Origin of the sequence: Comamonas sp. MYb396 (genome assembly GCF_037479555.1) — a bacterium.
In the GTDB taxonomy this organism is placed as follows: domain Bacteria; phylum Pseudomonadota; class Gammaproteobacteria; order Burkholderiales; family Burkholderiaceae_C; genus Comamonas.
This window is the reverse complement of sequence record NZ_JBBGYU010000016.1, coordinates 13,878-31,045: the sequence shown is the minus strand read 5'-3', so window position 1 is coordinate 31,045 and position 17,168 is coordinate 13,878. Positions and strand designations below refer to the sequence as shown.

Genomic DNA, 17,168 nt, shown 5'->3' with positions numbered 1-17,168 from the left:
CGCGCCGATGATAGTGCGGATTCCCGTGTGAAAGTAGGTCATCGTCAGGCTTTTATACTGATCAACCCCTCTGCTCTTCCCGAGTAGAGGGGTTTTTCTTTTGGCCGGCACCTGGCGGTGTAGAGCGGCGCATGCCGCATAATGGTCCATCCAGAACAACAAGGGCGTGCAAGGGGACCATGACACCGACTTATTCCATCGGGCAGCTGGCAGCAGAATTTGATCTGACCACCCGGGCCATCCGCTTCTATGAGGACATGGGCCTGCTGCACCCTGAACGCACCGGCGCCGGCGGCAAGCAGCGCGTGTACTCGGCCAAGGAGCGCACACGCCTGCGCCTGACCTTGCGGGCCAAGCGCCTGGGGCTGAGCTTGCAGGAAGCCAAGGAGATCATCGACCTCTACGAGTCACCGCGCGACACCGGTGTGCAGCTGAGCCGCTTTATCGAGGTGCTGACGGCGCATCGCCAGCGCCTGCAGACGCAGTTGGCAGATTTGCAGGCCAACTTGGCAGAAATTGATGGGCATATGCAAGAAGCCCATGCTTTGCTCGCAAAGCAGCCGTCAAAAAAATAATATATAGTTGACGTGAACGTAAACGTAATGATGCCGCTCTAGCGCCTTGGCGCGCGCCGGCGGCATCGGGTGCGCCATATAGATAGGAGACAAGACCATGTCCGGATTACCAGGCCTGAATTTCCAGTTGGGTGAGGATATCGACGCCCTGCGCGACGCCGTGCGCGAGTTCGCGCAGGCCGAAATCGCGCCGCGTGCCGCCGAGATCGACCGCAATGACCAGTTTCCAATGGACCTGTGGCGCAAGTTTGGCGACCTGGGCGTGCTGGGCATCACGGTGTCCGAGCAATACGGCGGCGCGGACATGGGCTACCTGGCCCATATGGTGGCGATGGAGGAGATCTCCCGCGCCAGCGCGTCGGTGGGCCTGTCCTATGGCGCCCACAGCAACCTCTGCGTGAACCAGATCAACCGCAATGGCAATGAAGCCCAGAAGGCCAAGTACCTGCCCAAGCTGATCAGCGGTGAGCATGTGGGCGCGTTGGCGATGAGCGAGCCGGGTGCCGGCTCCGATGTCATCAGCATGAAGCTCAAGGCCGAGGACAAGGGCGGCTACTACCTGCTCAACGGCAACAAGATGTGGATCACCAACGGCCCGGATGCCGACACCCTGGTGGTGTACGCCAAGACCGAGCCGGAGATGGGCGCGCGGGGCGTGACCGCCTTCCTGATCGAGAAGGGCATGCCCGGTTTTTCGATTGCGCAGAAGCTGGACAAGCTGGGCATGCGCGGCAGCCATACTGGCGAGCTGGTGTTCCAGAACGTTGAAGTACCGGCCGAGAATGTGTTGGGCCAGGTCAATGGCGGCGCCAAGGTGCTGATGAGCGGCCTGGACTACGAACGCGCTGTGCTGACCGGTGGCCCGCTGGGCATCATGCAGTCGGTGATGGACAACGTGGTGCCCTATATCCACGACCGCAAGCAGTTCGGCCAGAGCATTGGTGAGTTCCAGCTCATCCAGGGCAAGGTGGCCGATATGTACACCGTGCTGCAAGCAGGCCGCTCTTTTGCCTATACGGTTGCTAAAAACCTCGATCTGCTCGGAACCGACCATGTTCGCCAGGTGCGCAAGGACTGCGCCAGCGTCATCCTCTGGTGCGCCGAGAAGGCCACCTGGATGGCCGGCGAAGGCGTGCAAATCTATGGCGGCAATGGGTATATCAACGAGTATCCGCTCGGCCGCCTCTGGAGAGATGCGAAACTCTATGAAATTGGCGCCGGCACCAGCGAGATTCGCCGCATGTTGATTGGGCGTGAGCTGTTCGCAGAGACCTGCTGACCGGCTGCGCTGCGCCATCCTGATACCCACACAACAAAGGATAGCCTTATGACTACGACCTCCATCAAAGACCTGTTTGACCACAACCGTTTGTGGGCAGAGCAGATGGAGCGTGACCGCCCCGGGTTCTTCACGGGCCTGATGTCGCAGCAGCACCCCAAGTACATGTGGATCGGTTGTTCCGACAGCCGCGTGCCGGCCAACCAGATCACCGGTCTGGAACCCGGTGAAGTGTTTGTGCACCGCAATGTGGCCAATGTGGTGGTTCCGAGCGATCTGAACTGCCTGTCGACCATCCAGTACTCGGTCGACCAGCTCAAGATCCAGGACCTGATGGTCGTGGGCCACTACGGCTGCGGCGGTGTGCTGGCCGCGCTCGAAGGCCTGCGCCTGGGCCTGGTCGACAACTGGACACGCCACGTGCGCGATGTGCGCGACAAGCACCTGGACCTGCTGCAAAGCCTCTCGCCCCAGCACCGCCATGATGCGCTGTGCGAGCTCAACGCCATCGAGCAGGTGGTGAATGTGGCGCAGAGCACCATCTTGCAAGACGCCTGGACGCGCGGCCAGAAGGTGACCTTGCATGGCTGGTGCTACAGCCTCAAGAACGGCCTGATCACCGACCTGGAGATGACCGTACCAGGCATTGGCGGGCTGGCCGAAGTCCACCAACGCGCCGTGGCCTTGGTGGCCGAACGCAAGCGCGATTAAACCCGCAAGGCAGCCCTGGGCCCAGGGCTGCCTTTTTTACAGTGCGAGCGGGCCCTGAGATGCCTGCCGCAAGACCCGAATTCAATCAGGAGACACCCGATGCATGATCCAGTCGTTATCGTTGGCGCTGCCCGTACCCCCATGGGTGCTTTCATGGGCGATTTTGCCGAGCTCTCGGCCAATGACCTGGGTGGCGCGGCCATCAAGGCTGCGGTGGAGCGCGCGGGTGTCGCCCCTGAAAAAGTGGAAGAAGTGCTGTTTGGCAACTGCCTGATGGCCGGCCAGGGCCAGGCGCCAGCGCGCCAGGCCTTGTTCAAGGGCGGCTTGCCCAAGAGCACCGGCGCCGTGACCCTGTCGAAGATGTGCGGCGCCGGCATGGAAGCCACCATCCTGGCCCATGACCAGCTGGTGGCTGGCAGCCGCGATGTGATGGTGGCCGGTGGCATGGAAAGCATGACCAACGCCCCCTACCTGCTCAAAAAGGGCCGTGGTGGCTACCGCATGGGCCATGACAAGGTGTTCGACCACATGATGCTCGATGGCCTGGAAGACGCCTATGAACCCGGCCGCTCGATGGGCACCTTTGGCGAGGACTGTGCCGCCAAGTACCAGTTCAGCCGCGAGCAGCAGGACCAGTTCGCCATTGCCAGCGTGCAGCGCGCGCAGGCGGCCACCGCGTCCGGTGCTTTCAAGGCCGAGATCACGCCGGTGACCGTGTCCACCCGCAAGGGCGATGTGACCGTGACCGAAGACGAAGGCCCCGGCAAGGCGCGGCTGGACAAGATCGCTGCCCTCAAGCCCGCGTTCAAGAAGGATGGCACGATCACGGCGGCGTCGAGCTCCAGCATCAACGATGGTGCCGCAGCTCTGGTGCTGATGCGCGAATCCACCGCCAAGGAGCTGGGCTGCAAGCCGCTGGCCAAGATCGTGGCCCATGCCAGCTATGCGCAAGAGCCCGAGTGGTTCACCACCGCACCGATCGGCGCGACCGAGAAGGCGCTGAAAAAGGCCGGCTGGAAGGTCGAGGATGTGGACCTCTGGGAAATCAACGAGGCCTTTGCCGTAGTGCCGATGGCGCTGATGGCCGACATGAAGGTCTCGCACGACATCGTCAATGTCAACGGCGGCGCCTGCGCGCTAGGCCACCCCATTGGTGCCAGTGGTGCGCGCATTCTGGTGACCTTGCTGCACGCGCTGCAGGCCCGTGGCAAGCGCCGCGGCCTGGCCACCCTGTGCATCGGCGGAGGTGAGGCCACTGCGATGGCGATTGAAATCATGTAGTCTAGTCATCCTGAAAGAGGAGTAACTATGACGAACGAATCGGTGGGCCCCGGCCCGGGGCAGCTGCAAGCGCAGGACATCGAGTCCTTCTGGCAGGAGCTGGTCTACCAAGAGCGCCACCTGGCGCTGTTGCCCAACCAGGCCTTTGTGGCACAGGCCAATGAGATGCTGGCCCGCGTTGCCCCCGATTTGGCGCTGGAGCTGGAGCGCTCCGAAGGCAGTCTGTTTTCGCGCCTGGTGTTCAGCGCCCACGGCAATGTCGACCAGTTCGAGAACCTGATGGCCCTGGTGCGTGCCGCTCCCAGCCTGCCGGGCTACAAGGTGCAGGCCTTCCGCAACCGCAGCCCGATCCAGGATTTCAGCATGGCGATGGAGGGCCTGGAGCTCTCCTGCTCGGATGTGCTGGTGGCCCACTACGATGCCGGCGGCATCGTCGGCCTGGAGCTGGGCTTTGAGAAGATCATCGCCCCCGAGCAGCGCGAGCTGGCCCAGCACATGGCCTTTATCATGCTGGACCATGCGCTGGGTGAATGGGATTTCGCCGTGCGTGTGGGCCCGGTCGAGGTGGTCGATGGCTTTGCGCCCGAGGTCGCAGGTGTCGGCCCGCTGTCCGCTTTTCCTGCGCTGTTCGATGCCTTTTTGCGCGACAGCCTGGGGCGCAGCTACCGCTTCCCCACGGCAGACGACGACCGCTGGAAAATGCTCGAAGCACGCCGCCGCGATGCGGCAGCCGACGCCGTGCCCGATCTGCTGGGCCTGCGCCTGTCGGCCAATGCCGTGGCCACGCGCGCCGATCTGCCCTACTGCCTGCAATGGACCTTGGCGTTTGAAGACGGCGAGAGCCTGGACCAGGCGCGCGATGCGCAAGAGGGCCTGCAAGCAGCGCTCGAGCGCATGGAGACCGGCATTCTGGCCTACACCCGTATTGAAGGCATGCGCGAGCGCAGTGCCTGCTACTACGTCGATGATGCTGCGGCCGCCCAGCAGTTGCTGCAGCAGCAGGCGGTGGCCCTGCCCGGGCGCGTCGAGGTGTCATTCGATCCGTCCTGGGATGCCTACCTGGCCGTCTATGCGGCAGCCGGCGCTGCGGCGGCCGATGCGGACGGTGACGACCCGGAGGCCGCATGATCGAGACGACGGAGCAACTGCGCGCCCTCTACGCCCAGCCGGCCGAGCGCGCGCTGGCCAAGCAGCTTGGCCACCTCGATGCCCACTGCCAGCGCTTTATTGCGCTGTCGCCGCTGTGCGTGGTGGCCACGGCCGGGCAGGCGGACGAGATGCTCGATGCCTCGCCCCGGGGCGGGCCGCCGGGCTTTGTCAAATGCCAGGGCGCGCAGCATCTGCTGCTGCCCGATGCCGGTGGCAACAACCGGCTCGATTCGCTCACCAACCTGCTGACCGATGCGCGCATTGCGCTGCTGTTCCTGCTGCCGGGTGTGGATGAGACCCTGCGCGTCAACGGCACCGCAAAGCTGCGCGATGAGGCCCGCTTTGTCGATGTGTTTGACGGCGAGCGCCAACGGCCCAAGCTGGTGATCGAGATCGAGGTGCGCGAAGCCTATCTGCACTGCGCCAAGGCGCTGATGCGCTCGCGCCTGTGGCAGGCCGAGGCACAGATTGCGCGCAGCACCCTGCCGACGCTCAACCAGATGATCCATGACCAGATGGGCCTGACAGCGGCACCCGAGCCGCAGGCGGACATGGTGGCGCGCTACCAGCAGCAGATTCTGCAAGAACAGGGACAGTGACAACAACCGCCAAGGAGGGCGTGGGAATGGCTGTGATTTTGGTGATTGGCGCCTCGCGCGGCATCGGCCTGGAGCTGGTGCGTGAATATGCGCAGGCAGGCTGGACCGTGCTGGCCACGGTGCGGGATACCGAGGCCCAGGCGCGCCTGCAGGCGCTGGGCGCGCAGGCGTTCCTGGTCGATGTGCTCCAGCCGGACAGCGTGACCGCGCTGGCGACTGCGTTGGCCGGCCAGCAGATCGATGTGGCGATGTACGTGGCTGGGGTGATCCGCCGGCCCAATGCCCGCGAGGTACCGACGCAGGCCGATTTTGATGCGGTGATGCACACCAATGTGCTGGGCGCGATGCAGCTGCTGCCGCAGATCGGCCCGATCGTGGAGGCCAGCGGCGGCGTGTTTGCCTTTATCTCGTCGTCGATGTCGCAGATCGAAGGTGTGGACGACAGCTACTCCTGGCTGTACCGCGTCAGCAAGACGGCGCTGAACATGGCGGTGGCCTCGGCCCAGCATGACTACCCGGGCGCGCGCCTGATCACCTTGGACCCCGGCTGGGTGCAGACCGACATGGGTGGGCAAGAAGCGCCCCTGACCGTGCAGCAAAGCGTGAGCGACATGCGCAAGACCCTGGCCTCGGTCACGGATGCGGACAAGGGGCGCCTGCTGCACCACGATGGCCGCCGCGCCAAGCATTGGTAAGCCAGCCTGCCAGACCACGCCAGAACTAGAAAATCCGGAGACCAACCCATGCTTTTGAACGACGACCAGACGATGATCCGCGATGCGGTGCGTGAATTTGCCCAGGCCGAGCTGTGGCCGCACGCCGCGCAGTGGGACCGCGACCATGTGTTCCCCAAGGCGGCCCACCAGGGCCTGGCCCAGCTGGGTGCCTACGGCATCTGCGTGCCCGATGCGCTGGGCGGCGCAGGGCTGGACTACATCAGCCTGGCCTTGGTGCTGGAAGAAATTGCCGCTGGCGACGGCGGCACCAGCACCGCCATCAGCGTGACCAACTGCCCCGTCAATGCGATCTTGATGCGCTACGGCAGCGATGCGCAAAAGAAGCAATGGCTGGCCCCGCTGGCGCGAGGCGAGATGCTGGGCGCCTTCTGCCTGACCGAGCCCCATGTGGGCTCGGATGCCAGCGCGCTGCGCACCACGGCCACCAGGCAGGGCGATGCCTATGTGATCAACGGCGTCAAGCAGTTCATCACCAGCGGCAAGAACGGCCAGGTGGCGATTGTGATTGCGGTGACCGACAAGGGCGCCGGCAAAAAGGGCATGAGCGCCTTTATCGTGCCCACGGACAACCCGGGCTACCAGGTCGCACGGCTGGAAGACAAGCTCGGCCAGCACAGCAGCGATACCGCGCAGATCAATTTTGAGAACTGCGTGGTGCCAGCCGAAAACCTGATTGGCGCCGAGGGCGAGGGCTACAAGATTGCGCTGGGTGCGCTCGAAGGCGGGCGCATCGGCATTGCCGCCCAAAGCGTGGGTATGGCGCGCAGCGCCTTTGACGTGGCCGTGCAGTACGCCAAGGAGCGCGAGAGCTTTGGCACCGCCATCATCAACCACCAGGCCGTCGGCTTTCGCCTGGCCGAATGCGCCACGCAGATCGAGGCCGCGCGCCAGCTGATCTGGCATGCCGCCAGCCTGCGCGATGCCGGCCAGCCTTGCCTCAAGGAAGCGGCCATGGCCAAGCTGTTTGCCAGCGAAATGGCCGAGCGCGTCTGCAGCGCTGCCATCCAGACCCTGGGCGGCTATGGGGTCGTCAATGATTTTCCGGTCGAGCGCATCTACCGCGATGTGCGGGTCTGCCAGATCTATGAAGGTACCAGCGATGTGCAGAAGATTCTGATCACCCGCGCGCTGGCCTGAAGACTTTCGCGCAGACGTATCAGAAACAAACCCGGCGCTGCCGGGTTTGTTGATTTGAACAAGTTCTTAAAGCGCCAGGCGCCGGCCGTCGGCAAATACCATCAGCTCACCGGGCTGGAAGGGTGTCCACTGCTCATTGGTGGTCAGCGGCGCGGTCACCACCACGGCCACCCGGTCCTGCGGCGTGGTGCAGGTGGCAAAGTCAATGCTCAGGTCCTCATCGCTCAGCTGGGCCTGGGCAAAGGGATGCGCGCGCTCGGTGTAGCACAGGAAGGTATTGGCATGGGCCCAGAGCGCCTCGCCGTTGGAGAGCAGAAAGTTGAAGGTGCCCTGGGGCGCGATCTGCGCGGCCAGCTCGCGCAAGGTGTGGGTCAGCTCGGCAATGCTGGGCGTGCCGGCATGGGATTTCCACAGCTCCTGCATCAGCCAGCAAAACACATGCTCGCTGTCGGTGTCGCCCACCGGGTGAAAGTGGCTGTGCAGGCGGGGGCGGAAGTCCTTGAGGTCGCCATTGTGGGCAAACACCCAGTTCTTGCCCCAGAGCTCGCGCACAAAGGGGTGGCAGTTTTGCAGCAGCACCCGGCCCTGGGTGGCCTTGCGGATATGCGCAATCACATTGCGGCTGTGGATGGGGTAGCGCCGCACCAGCTCGGCCACCGGCGACTGGACAGCGGGCTGGTGGTCCACCAGCAGGCGCAGGCCCCCTTCTTCAAAGAAGGCGATGCCCCAGCCATCGCTGTGGTGGTCGGTATTGCCGGCCCGCTGCGAAAAGCCGCTGAAGCTGAAGTTGATGTCGGTGGGGGTGTTGCAGTTCATCCCCAGCAGTTGGCACATGGCAAAAACTCTTTGAAAACCGTTGGATGGCCCAGTGTAGACCATTCGCCAGCCGCTCAGGGCTTGGGGGCTGCAGGCGGCTGCAACTGGCGCGCGGCGATGCCGGCCAGCACGCAGACCACGGCCAGCATCAAAAAGGTGTCGCGAAAGCCCGCCACCCGCTCGGCCAGCGCAATGTCGATCGCGGGCGACTGGTTGGCATAGAAGGCCACGCGCCACTCCAGAAAGATGCCGCAGAGGCTGACCCCGGCGGCGCCGCCGAGCATGCGCAGAAAGCTGAAACTGCTCGAGCCCTGCGAGATCAGGCTTTTGTCCAGCGGCCGCATGCTGCCCAGGGTGAGCGAGGGCAGGATAAAGCCCAGGCCGACGCGGCCCAGCACCGTGTAGCCGATCAGCAGCCACAGCGACGAGCCCGGCTGCAGCACACCCGTGAGCACAAAGGACAGCGCCAGCAGCGACAGGCCACCGATCACCAGCCAGTGCACGGGAGTGCGGTCGGCCATGCGGCCGGCCAGCGCGATGACACCGCCCAGCACCAGGCCGGCGGGCAGCATCGTGGTGCCGACCACGGAGGCCGAGTAGGACAGCCCCAGCTGCATGAACACCGGCAGCAGGTAGGTGGAGCCAAACAAGGCCACGCCATAGATAAAGGCCACAATGCAGCCGGCCGCAAAAGGCTTGCAGGCAAACAGGCGCAGGTCCATCAACGGCTTGCCGCCCTGGGCCAGCAGGCGCCGCTGCCAGGCGATGAAGGCGGGCAGGCAGACCAGTGCAATGGCCAGCAGCACGGCGCTTTGCTGCCAGCCCGTGCCATGCAGCGCCACCAGGCCATTGAGCAGGCAGACGGTGCCGGTGGTGGCAATGGCCAGACCCAGCCAGTCCAGGCTTTTGCCATGGCGGTCGGCGGCTGCGCCACCCGGCGCATTGACGGGCACAAACTTCAGCCCCAGCCAGACCGAGGCCAGGCACAGCGGCACCACCATGAAGAACACCGAACGCCAGCCCATCCAGTCGACCAGCAGGCCGCCCACGCTGGGGCCGATGGCCGGCGCCAGCACGATGCCCATGCCAAACAGGCCATTGGCGCGGCCCTGCTCATGGGCGGCAAAGGCATGCAGGATGATGATGGCCGGAATCGGCTGGATCACACCGGCCGCCAGGCCTTCGACCACGCGCGCCACCAGCACTAGGTTGTAGTCGCTGCTAAAACCCCCGCCAATGCCCCCCAGCATCAGCAGCAGCACGGCGCCCAGGTAGGTGTTGCGGTAGCCGTAGCGCGACAGCAGCCAGGGCGTGGTCAGCATCGCCACCGTCGTGGCCACCATGAAGGACGAGGTCACCCATTGCGCGCGCGACTGGCCCAGCTGGAAGTGCAGGCTCATCGCCGGGATGGCGACATTGAAGATGGTCGAGGAGATGATCGAGGCCATCGTGCCCACCATGACGCTGAACAGCAGGTACCAGCGAAAGCGGTCCCCATAGAGGCTGCGCAGATCCTGGGAGGTGTGGTGTCTTATCTGCATGGCGTGGGCTGGGCGGATGGGGCGCGTGTGGCGAGGGGCCTGGTGGGGCGGCTGCAGGCAGGCCGACCCCGGGCGTTTGATGATGATCGGTAGCGCTGGGGCTTGTCAGTCACCCCGGTGGGGGAGGGCGCCAGGATCGGGCGCTGCACGCCCACAGGCCGGGCAGATGCAGCGTTGGCCCCGCTCGGCAGGGGCCAGGCGCTGCAAGGCCTGGGGATCGATATCGGCGGTCATGCACCAGCACTGGGCAGCCGGCAGGCCCTGGGCGACGGCACAGCCGTTGCTCTGGCCGCACAGGGGGCATTGCTGCGCCCAAGTCTCGCTGCTCGTGCCGGTGCCCAGCATCATGGCGTGCCGGTAGGCGCTGCGGCTGGCGCGGGGCGTGGTGGTGGCAGCGCGTCTTCCGGGCGGGCGGTCAGCGTGCCTGCCAGCAGCTCGGGGATGCGGTCCACCCCCATGCGGAAACCGCAGGCCTGGGCATGGCCACCGCCGCCCATGCTTTCGGCCAGCGGGATGCAGTTGAAATCCGAGCGCGAGCGCAGGCCGCATTTGGCGCCCTTGGGGCTGGCGCTCCACATCAGCGCAAAGCTGCCGCTTTGCTTGGCGAGGATGTCGCCCACCTGGCTGTGGAACATGCCCGGGGCATTGACCATCAGACCGGCCACGCCGTTGAACACCAGCGGCTGCGCGCCTTCGGCGATATCGCTGCAGAGCTTGAGGTATTTCTCGTCCATCGCGCCGCCACGGGCCATGAAGGCGCTCAGCTGCTCGGGGCTGAAGGCCGCAATCTCGGCCCAGCGCTCAAAGCTGCGCGGCTCCATGTCCAGCGCGGCCAAAAAGGCACCGCTCTCGGGGTACTGCCAGCGCCAGATGTCGCGGTCTTCGATGTGCAGCACCAGCGCGGGGATCGGGTCTTTGGGGAAGAAGAACTCCCAGGCCAGGCGCGCGCCGGACTTGTTCATGTCGAAATGCACGACGCCGCAGGTGCATTGGTAGCCATTGAGCTTCTCGGCCGCGCTCTTGTGGTGGTCCAGCAGCACCAGCTTGTGCGCCTGGGCCTCGATGGCCGCCAGCAGCTCGGGGCCAAAGGCAAAGTCCAGGATGTAGATCGTGCGGCCCGCGAGCGGCCCCAGGTCGTCCACGGTCTGGATTTCGCCATGGTCCAGGCCGCGAAACTCTGCGTTGCCGGAGAAGAACAGCCAGGCCGCCAGCGCCGCGCCATAGCCATCGGGGCAGTTGCGGCCGTGGTAGAGGATCAGCGGCTGGGGATCGTTGATGTCGGCGGTTACCGGCAGCGAAAGGTCAGGCAGAAGTTTCATGCCGCCATTTTCCGCCAAGCGTATTACCTGAGAGCGACCAGGTACTGCGCGGGCATCGGGTGGAGGGCCACCGGATGCCCGCAAAGCGCCTGTTGCAGGCGCGGACGTTCAAGCCAGCGTATAGGCGGTCTTCACCGTGGTGTAGAACTCCTGCGCATAGCGGCCTTGCTCGCGCGGGCCGTAGCTCGATCCCTTGCGGCCGCCAAACGGCACATGGTAGTCCACGCCTGCGGTGGGCAGGTTGACCATCACCATGCCGGCCTGGGCATGGCGCTTGAAGTGGCTGGCGTACTTCAGGCTGGTGGTGGCAATGCCGGCGGACAGGCCAAAGGCGGTGTCGTTGGCGACGGCCAGCGCTTCTTCATAGTCCTGCACGCGGATCACGCTGGCGACGGGGCCAAACACCTCTTCGCGGTTGATGCGCATCTGCGGCGTGCTGTCCACCAGCAAGGCGGGCTGCATGAAAAAGCCTTCCTTGCCACTGCCGGTGTGGCAGGCAATGCGGCTGCCGCCGGTGGCCAGCACGGCACCTTCGGCCTTGGCGATTTCGACATAGCTCAGGTCCTGCTCCAGCTGGGCCTGGCTCACCACGGGGCCGATGTCGGTGCCGGCGGCGCGCGCATCGCCCACCTTGATCTTGGCCATGCGCTCTTGCAGCGCCTGCACAAAGGCCGGGTAGATCTTGTCGGTGACGATCAGGCGGCTCGATGCGGTGCAGCGCTGGCCGGTCGAGTAAAAGCAGCTCTGGGCCGACAGCTCCACGGCCTGGGCCAGGTCGGCATCGTCCAGCACCACCTGCGGGTTCTTGCCACCCATCTCCAGCTGCACCTTTTTGCCCGATTTGACGCAGGCCTCAGCAATGCCTCGGCCTACTCCGACCGAGCCGGTAAAGCTGATCGCCGCCACATCGGGGTGCTGCACCAGTGCATCGCCAATGATGCGGCCCCGGCCCATGACCAGGTTGAAGACACCGGCCGGGATGCCGCTGCGGTGGATGATGTCGGCCAGCGCCCAGGCGCTGCCGGGCACCAGATCAGCGGGCTTGATCACCACGCAGTTGCCAAAGGCGAGCGCCGGTGCAATCTTCCAGGCCGGAATCGCGATGGGGAAGTTCCACGGGGTGATCAGGCCCACCACACCGATGGGCTCGCGCGTGATTTCCACGCCAATGCCGGGGCGCACCGACGGCAGGCTCTCACCAGCCAGGCGCAGGCATTCACCGGCAAAGAACTTGAAGATCTGGCCGGCGCGGGCCACTTCGCCAATCGCCTCGGGCCGGGTCTTGCCTTCTTCGCGCGCCAGCAGGTCGCCCAGCTCTTCCTTGCGTGCCAGGATTTCGTTGCCGATCTTGTCGAGCGCATCGTGGCGCGCCTGGATGCCCGAGACGCTCCAGGCCGGGAAAGCCGCCGTGGCCGCCGCCACCGCCGCATCCACATCGCTGGCATCGCCTTGCGCGTACTGGCCGATCACGTCGGACAGGTCGCTGGGGTTGGTGTTGGGAGAGGTGGTCTTGCCGGGTGTCCAGCTGCCGTTGATCAGGTTGTTGTGTGTCGTCATAGGCTTGCCAGGCGGTTGGGCCTGTTCTCAAAAAAATGGGTGGATGGTTCGGTCGTCGTAAAAACGTTCTCAACCAGCGCGGGCCTGTGCCGCAGCTTGGGACCAAGGCACTTCCTGCAGCGGCTGGCCATCGGCAATCAAGCTGCGCAGGTTGGCCAGCACCAGATCGGCCATCGCGCGGCGCGTCTCCTGCGTGCCGCTGGCGATATGCGGTGCCAGCACCACGTTGTCTTGCTGCAGCAGGCCGGGCAGGGGGCGGGGTTCGTCCTCGAACACATCGAGGCCGGCGCCGGCAATGCGCTGGTGCTGCAGCGCGTCCAGCAAGGCCGCTTCATCGACCACGCTGCCGCGCGCCACATTGATCACAAAGCCCTGCGGGCCCAGCGCTTGCAGCACCTGGGCATTGACCAGGTGGCGGGTGTCGTCGCCACCGGCGGCGGTGATGACCAAAAAGTCGCACCACTGAGCAAGCTCCTGCAGCGATGCCATGTAACGGTGCGGCGAATCGCTGACCGGGCGGCGGTTGTGGTAGGCCACCTCCATGTCAAAACCGCTGGCGCGGCGCGCCACCTGGCGGCCAATGCGGCCCATGCCCAGGATGCCCAGACGCTTGCCCGAGGCACGGGTGTAGACGCCAAAGCGTTCGGTAGGCCACAGGCCCGCGCGCACAAAGCGGTCGGCCGCTGCCAGGCGGCGGGCGCTGTCCAGCAGCAGCGCAAAGGCCAGGTCGGCCACGCAGTCGTCCAGCACGCCGGGCGTGTAGCCCACGCGCGCGGACTGGGCGAGGATGGACTGCTGGTCCAGCGCATCAAAGCCCACACCAAAACTGCTGATGCCGCGCAGTGCCGGCAAGGCCTGGATCACCGAGGCCGATGCGCCCATGCTGGCCGAGGTGACCAGGTAGGCAAACTCCGAACCGTGGTCAGCCAGGAACTGCTGCGGGTCCGCTTGTGCGCTCAGCACGGTGGTATCGAATTCCTGGGCCAGATCGGCATCAAGCGCGGGCAGCGGCATCTTGCCCATTTGTAGCACGCGCGGGCGTTGGGTGGCAGTCATGTGTGGAGGGGGCTTTCAACGGAAAGAGCCCGGCACCATCCGCAGCATTGTGCTGCGGGTGGTTACCGGGCCAGGAGGTCAACGGAGATCAGGCTTCAACCTTCTTGATCAGTGCTGCCAGCATATCGACTTCCTCGGGCTTCAGGTCAGCCAGCGGTGCGCGCACCGGACCGGCATCGTGGCCCACCAGCTTGGCGCCGGCCTTGATGATCGAGACGGCGTAGCCAGCGCTGCGGTTGCGGATCTTCAGGTAGGGCATGAAGAAGTCCTTGAGCAGCTGGTGCTGGGTGGCGTGGTCATCGGTGCGCACGGCTTCGTAGAAGCGGATGGCGGTCTTGGGGATGAAGTTGAACACGGCAGATGAGTACACGGGCGTGCCCAGTGCCTTGTAGGCGGCGGCATAGACTTCGGCGGTCGGCAGGCCACCCAGGTAGGCCAGGCGGTCACCCATGGTCAGGTACATGGCCGACATGGCTTCGATGTCGCCCACGCCGTCCTTGAAGCCCACCAGGTTGGGGTTGCGCTCGCAGAGCTTGGCAACGGTTTCGGGGGTGAAGCGGCTCACGCCCCGGTTGTAGATGATGACGCCGAACTTCACGCTCTTGCAAACGGCTTCGACGTGGGCGGCCAGGCCTTCCTGGCTGGCTTCGGTCATGTAGTGGGGCATCAGCAAGATGCCGTGGGCGCCAGCGGCCTCCGCAGCCTGTGCGCACTGGATCGCAAAGCGGGTCGGGCCGCCTGCACCGGCGATGATCGGCACCTTGCCCTTGCAGGTGTCCACGGCGGTCTTGATGATGGCGGGGTACTCCTCAGCGGTCAGCGAGAAGAACTCACCGGTGCCGCCAGCGGCGAACAGGGCGCTGGCGCCGTAGGGGGCCAGCCATTCCAGGCGCTCGGCATAGCCTTTGGCATTGAAGTTGCCTTGTGCATCAAAGTCGGTAATGGGGAAGGACAGCAGTCCGGAACTCATCACGTTCTTCACATCCTGGGGGCTCATGGTGCTCATATCAAACTTTCAAAGAAAAGAGAGGGAATCGACAGTGCCAAATCTGAGCGGCTCAATCGAGCTGCAGATTGGCGGTTTGGACGACCGTGCGCCAGCGCTGGCGTTCGGCCTTGAAAAATTGGTCAGTCTCGGCCGGCGTCATCGTGACCACCTCGGCGCCCTGGCCGGTCAGGCGCGAGCGCACCTCGGGCGAGCGGATGGCAGTCAGCAGCGCCTGGTTCACCTTCTGGATCACCGCTTCTGGCGTTTTGGCCGGCAGTACCACGCCTTGCCAGGTGCCCGAGGCAAAGCCGGCTGCGCCTTGCTCGGCCAGGGTCGGTACATCGGCGATCAGCGGCATGCGGGTGTTCTTGGAGATACCCAGCAGCTTCAACTTGCCGCTTTGCACATGGGGGTAGGTGGCCAGCATGCCGTTCATCAGCACCTGGGTCTGGCCAGCCACCGTGTCCTGCACGGATTGCACGCCGCCCTTGTAGGGCACATAGACCCACTTGGCGCCCGTCAGCCGGGCCAGCTCGACACCGGCCAGGTGCGGCGCGCTGCCGGTGGCGGTGACGGCAAAGTTCAGGTCCTGCTTCTTGGACAGCGCCACCAGCTCCTGCAGATTGCTGGCCTGCACCGACGGGTGCACCACCAGCATGTGCGGCGAGTAGGCCAGCATGGCGGCGCCGCGCAGGTCCTTGCTCGGGTCAAAGCTGAGCTTGGTGTAGATCGATGGCGAGATCGCCAGTGCACCCAGGTCGCACAGCAGCCAGGTGTAGCCATCGGGCTGGGCGCGGGCGACAAACTCGGCCCCCAGGTTGCCGTTGGCACCGGGCTTGTTGTCGATCACCACCGTTTGCTTGAGCTCTTGCGAGATCAGCTGGCCAATCGAGCGGGCAATGATGTCCGAGCTGCCGCCGGGTGGGTAGGGAACGATCAGCCGGATCGGCTTGCTCGGCCAGGCATCGGCCGCCAACAACGGAGTCGATAACAAGCTACCGGCAGCCAGGGCCAGCGCTGAATAGATCAGGTGCGAACGGCGATGCATATGTCTCTGTCTCCTTTTTAGATATAAGACATCATACAACTCAAAATGCTGATCGCCAAGTATTGCTTGACTAGGGGAAACGCTTGGCTGGGAGTTGGGGCCGGGATTCAGGCTGTTTTTCGCGGCCTTGGCGCGGGTGCTTTGGCAGGCCCGGTGATGCGCCAGGGCGGCGTGGCTGGCGCTTTTGTGGGCGGTGTTGAGCGGGTGATGGCAGCAGCCCGGCGCGGGGCTGCTGCGCGGCTTAGCGCTTGCTGTCCGGCGTGCCGGCTGCTTGCTGCTCCTGGGCCAGGCGCTGGGCCAGGCGCAGTCGTTCGCGCGAGTTGGTCAGGTGGATGCGCATGGCGGCGCGGGCCGAGTCCGCATCCTGGCGCTCGATCGCAGAGAAGATTTCTTCATGCTCGCGGTTCACGCGCTTGAGGTAGTCCGGGTCGCGCGTGGGGATGTGGATCGAGGCAATCCGGTTGCGCGGAATCAGCATTGAGCCAAAGTGCTGCAGGATCTCCTGGAAGTAGCGGTTGCCCGTCGCCTTGGCAATGCTGAGGTGGAAGTCCAGGTCATGGCTCACGGTCTCGCGGCCCAGCGCAAAGTTCTGCTCAAAGGCCTGCAGCGCAGTGCGCATCGCGCGCAGATGCGGCTCCTGGCGCCGGGTCGCTGCCAGGCCCGCCGCCTCGGTCTCCAGGCTGATGCGCAGCTCCAGCACCGCCAACACGTCGACCGATTCACTCAGCTCATGGGCGCTCAGCACCATGCCCGGTGTGCTGCGCGCGGGCAGCACAAAGGTGCCGATGCCGTGCTTGGTCTCGACTAGGCCCGAGGCTTGCAGCTTGGACAGCGCCTCGCGCACCACCGTGCGGCTGACGTCATAGCTGCGCACCAGTTCTGTTTCGGTGGGTAGCTTGTCGCCCTCTTGCAACAGGCCTTGGCGGATCTTGTTTTCAAACTCTTCCGACAGCAAGTTGGCCAGGCTGCGGCTGCCCTTGGCGGCACGGCTGCCGCGCAGGCTGGCGGCGGAGTCGGCAGCCATCGATGGGGTGGCGGAGAGTTCCGAAGGGCTTTTAAGCATGGCTGTGATCCGGCTGAAGGTGGGTCAAGCAGCTGCCTTGCGGGGTGTGGCAACCGTGCAAAGTGGCATCCTGGCTGGATGCCATTGACGGGGATGCGGGTGATTCCGAGGGGCTTTTAAGCATGGCTGTGATCCGGCAGAACGTGGGCCTGGCCTTTGGCTTTTGCGGCACGGCAACCGTAGCAAATGGCATCTGGGGCGGATGCCATTGACGGGGATGCGGGTGATTCCGAGGGGCTTTTAAGCATGGCTGTGATCCGGCTGAAGGTGGGTCAAGCAGCTGCCTTGCGGGGTGTGGCAACCGTGCAAAGT

At 64.8% G+C, this 17,168-nt stretch carries 17 protein-coding genes; 8 read left to right on the top strand and 9 right to left on the bottom strand.

Going from position 1 to position 17,168, the window contains the following annotated elements; all coding sequences use genetic code 11:
- The first annotated feature begins 179 nt into the window (after window positions 1–179).
- The 8 genes from WH265_RS24000 to WH265_RS23965 all read left to right on the top strand — a co-directional run bounded on the left by WH265_RS24000 (window position 180) and on the right by WH265_RS23965 (window position 7,468).
- Window positions 180–575, top strand: a complete 396-nt coding sequence (locus WH265_RS24000; protein ID WP_021024981.1) for a MerR family transcriptional regulator — start codon at window positions 180–182, stop codon at window positions 573–575.
- Window positions 576–672: 97 nt separating this feature from the next.
- Window positions 673–1,854, top strand: coding sequence for an isovaleryl-CoA dehydrogenase (locus WH265_RS23995; protein WP_021024982.1), 1,182 nt, complete (start codon window positions 673–675; stop codon window positions 1,852–1,854).
- A gap of 48 nt (window positions 1,855–1,902) precedes the next feature.
- Window positions 1,903–2,565, top strand: a complete 663-nt coding sequence (can, locus tag WH265_RS23990) for a carbonate dehydratase (protein WP_021024983.1) — start codon at window positions 1,903–1,905, stop codon at window positions 2,563–2,565.
- Window positions 2,566–2,664: 99 nt separating this feature from the next.
- Window positions 2,665–3,846, top strand: a complete 1,182-nt coding sequence (locus tag WH265_RS23985; protein ID WP_339559900.1) for an acetyl-CoA C-acyltransferase — start codon at window positions 2,665–2,667, stop codon at window positions 3,844–3,846.
- A 27-nt stretch (window positions 3,847–3,873) separates the two neighbouring features.
- Window positions 3,874–4,974, top strand: coding sequence for a hypothetical protein (locus WH265_RS23980; RefSeq protein WP_339521087.1), 1,101 nt, complete (start codon window positions 3,874–3,876; stop codon window positions 4,972–4,974).
- Window positions 4,971–5,594, top strand: a complete 624-nt coding sequence (locus WH265_RS23975; protein WP_339559899.1) for an MSMEG_1061 family FMN-dependent PPOX-type flavoprotein — start codon at window positions 4,971–4,973, stop codon at window positions 5,592–5,594. Before WH265_RS23980 ends, WH265_RS23975 begins: the two co-directional genes overlap by 4 nt.
- Window positions 5,595–5,620: 26 nt before the next feature.
- Entirely contained in the window at window positions 5,621–6,289 is a 669-nt protein-coding gene (locus tag WH265_RS23970; protein ID WP_260718317.1) for an SDR family oxidoreductase, read from the top strand.
- 48 nt (window positions 6,290–6,337) lie between these two features.
- Window positions 6,338–7,468 (top strand): acyl-CoA dehydrogenase family protein, encoded by a 1,131-nt coding sequence (locus tag WH265_RS23965; RefSeq protein WP_339559898.1) that lies wholly within the window; start codon window positions 6,338–6,340, stop codon window positions 7,466–7,468.
- 66 nt (window positions 7,469–7,534) lie between these two features.
- Here WH265_RS23965 and WH265_RS23960 read toward each other — a convergent pair whose 3' ends face one another.
- From WH265_RS23960 to WH265_RS23920, 9 genes are all read right to left on the bottom strand, one after another.
- The gene (locus WH265_RS23960; protein ID WP_339559897.1) at window positions 7,535–8,302 is read right to left on the bottom strand and encodes a class II glutamine amidotransferase; all 768 of its coding nucleotides are present in this window, start codon (window positions 8,300–8,302) and stop codon (window positions 7,535–7,537) included.
- A 56-nt stretch (window positions 8,303–8,358) separates the two neighbouring features.
- Window positions 8,359–9,825, bottom strand: coding sequence for a DHA2 family efflux MFS transporter permease subunit (locus WH265_RS23955; protein WP_339559896.1), 1,467 nt, complete (start codon window positions 9,823–9,825; stop codon window positions 8,359–8,361).
- Between the two features lie 105 nt (window positions 9,826–9,930).
- Window positions 9,931–10,173 (bottom strand): cysteine-rich CWC family protein, encoded by a 243-nt coding sequence (locus WH265_RS23950; protein ID WP_339559895.1) that lies wholly within the window; start codon window positions 10,171–10,173, stop codon window positions 9,931–9,933.
- The gene (locus tag WH265_RS23945; protein WP_339559894.1) at window positions 10,170–11,144 is read right to left on the bottom strand and encodes a DHH family phosphoesterase; all 975 of its coding nucleotides are present in this window, start codon (window positions 11,142–11,144) and stop codon (window positions 10,170–10,172) included. Before WH265_RS23945 ends, WH265_RS23950 begins: the two co-directional genes overlap by 4 nt.
- 108 nt (window positions 11,145–11,252) lie before the next feature.
- Window positions 11,253–12,701: an aldehyde dehydrogenase family protein gene (locus WH265_RS23940; protein WP_230778394.1), complete on the bottom strand. Its 1,449-nt coding sequence runs from the start codon at window positions 12,699–12,701 to the stop codon at window positions 11,253–11,255.
- 69 nt (window positions 12,702–12,770) lie between these two features.
- Entirely contained in the window at window positions 12,771–13,757 is a 987-nt protein-coding gene (locus WH265_RS23935) for a 2-hydroxyacid dehydrogenase (RefSeq protein WP_339559893.1), read from the bottom strand.
- A gap of 88 nt (window positions 13,758–13,845) precedes the next feature.
- Window positions 13,846–14,754 (bottom strand): 5-dehydro-4-deoxyglucarate dehydratase, encoded by a 909-nt coding sequence (kdgD, locus tag WH265_RS23930; RefSeq protein ID WP_339537118.1) that lies wholly within the window; start codon window positions 14,752–14,754, stop codon window positions 13,846–13,848.
- 61 nt (window positions 14,755–14,815) lie between these two features.
- Window positions 14,816–15,793: a Bug family tripartite tricarboxylate transporter substrate binding protein gene (locus WH265_RS23925; RefSeq protein WP_021024996.1), complete on the bottom strand. Its 978-nt coding sequence runs from the start codon at window positions 15,791–15,793 to the stop codon at window positions 14,816–14,818.
- A gap of 241 nt (window positions 15,794–16,034) precedes the next feature.
- On the bottom strand, window positions 16,035–16,817 hold the full coding sequence (locus WH265_RS23920) for a FadR/GntR family transcriptional regulator (RefSeq protein WP_339521141.1): 783 nt from the start codon (window positions 16,815–16,817) through the stop codon (window positions 16,035–16,037).
- Window positions 16,818–17,168 lie beyond the last annotated feature (351 nt).

What these genes read in the sequence shown, in the direction of transcription:
- WH265_RS24000 (WP_021024981.1), top strand. Translation starts at nt 180, where the DNA reads ATGACACCGACTTATTCCATCGGGCAGCTGGCAGCAGAATTTGATCTG.
- can (WP_021024983.1), top strand. Translation starts at nt 1,903, where the DNA reads ATGACTACGACCTCCATCAAAGACCTGTTTGACCACAACCGTTTGTGG.
- WH265_RS23940 (WP_230778394.1), bottom strand. Translation starts at nt 12,701, where the DNA reads ATGACGACACACAACAACCTGATCAACGGCAGCTGGACACCCGGCAAG.
- WH265_RS23970 (WP_260718317.1), top strand. Translation starts at nt 5,621, where the DNA reads ATGGCTGTGATTTTGGTGATTGGCGCCTCGCGCGGCATCGGCCTGGAG.
- WH265_RS23985 (WP_339559900.1), top strand. Translation starts at nt 2,665, where the DNA reads ATGCATGATCCAGTCGTTATCGTTGGCGCTGCCCGTACCCCCATGGGT.
- WH265_RS23945 (WP_339559894.1), bottom strand. Translation starts at nt 11,144, where the DNA reads ATGAAACTTCTGCCTGACCTTTCGCTGCCGGTAACCGCCGACATCAAC.
- WH265_RS23920 (WP_339521141.1), bottom strand. Translation starts at nt 16,817, where the DNA reads ATGGCTGCCGACTCCGCCGCCAGCCTGCGCGGCAGCCGTGCCGCCAAG.
- WH265_RS23950 (WP_339559895.1), bottom strand. Translation starts at nt 10,173, where the DNA reads ATGATGCTGGGCACCGGCACGAGCAGCGAGACTTGGGCGCAGCAATGC.
- WH265_RS23965 (WP_339559898.1), top strand. Translation starts at nt 6,338, where the DNA reads ATGCTTTTGAACGACGACCAGACGATGATCCGCGATGCGGTGCGTGAA.
- WH265_RS23955 (WP_339559896.1), bottom strand. Translation starts at nt 9,825, where the DNA reads ATGCAGATAAGACACCACACCTCCCAGGATCTGCGCAGCCTCTATGGG.
- WH265_RS23980 (WP_339521087.1), top strand. Translation starts at nt 3,874, where the DNA reads ATGACGAACGAATCGGTGGGCCCCGGCCCGGGGCAGCTGCAAGCGCAG.
- WH265_RS23935 (WP_339559893.1), bottom strand. Translation starts at nt 13,757, where the DNA reads ATGACTGCCACCCAACGCCCGCGCGTGCTACAAATGGGCAAGATGCCG.
- WH265_RS23925 (WP_021024996.1), bottom strand. Translation starts at nt 15,793, where the DNA reads ATGCATCGCCGTTCGCACCTGATCTATTCAGCGCTGGCCCTGGCTGCC.
- WH265_RS23960 (WP_339559897.1), bottom strand. Translation starts at nt 8,302, where the DNA reads ATGTGCCAACTGCTGGGGATGAACTGCAACACCCCCACCGACATCAAC.
- WH265_RS23995 (WP_021024982.1), top strand. Translation starts at nt 673, where the DNA reads ATGTCCGGATTACCAGGCCTGAATTTCCAGTTGGGTGAGGATATCGAC.
- kdgD (WP_339537118.1), bottom strand. Translation starts at nt 14,754, where the DNA reads ATGAGCCCCCAGGATGTGAAGAACGTGATGAGTTCCGGACTGCTGTCC.
- WH265_RS23975 (WP_339559899.1), top strand. Translation starts at nt 4,971, where the DNA reads ATGATCGAGACGACGGAGCAACTGCGCGCCCTCTACGCCCAGCCGGCC.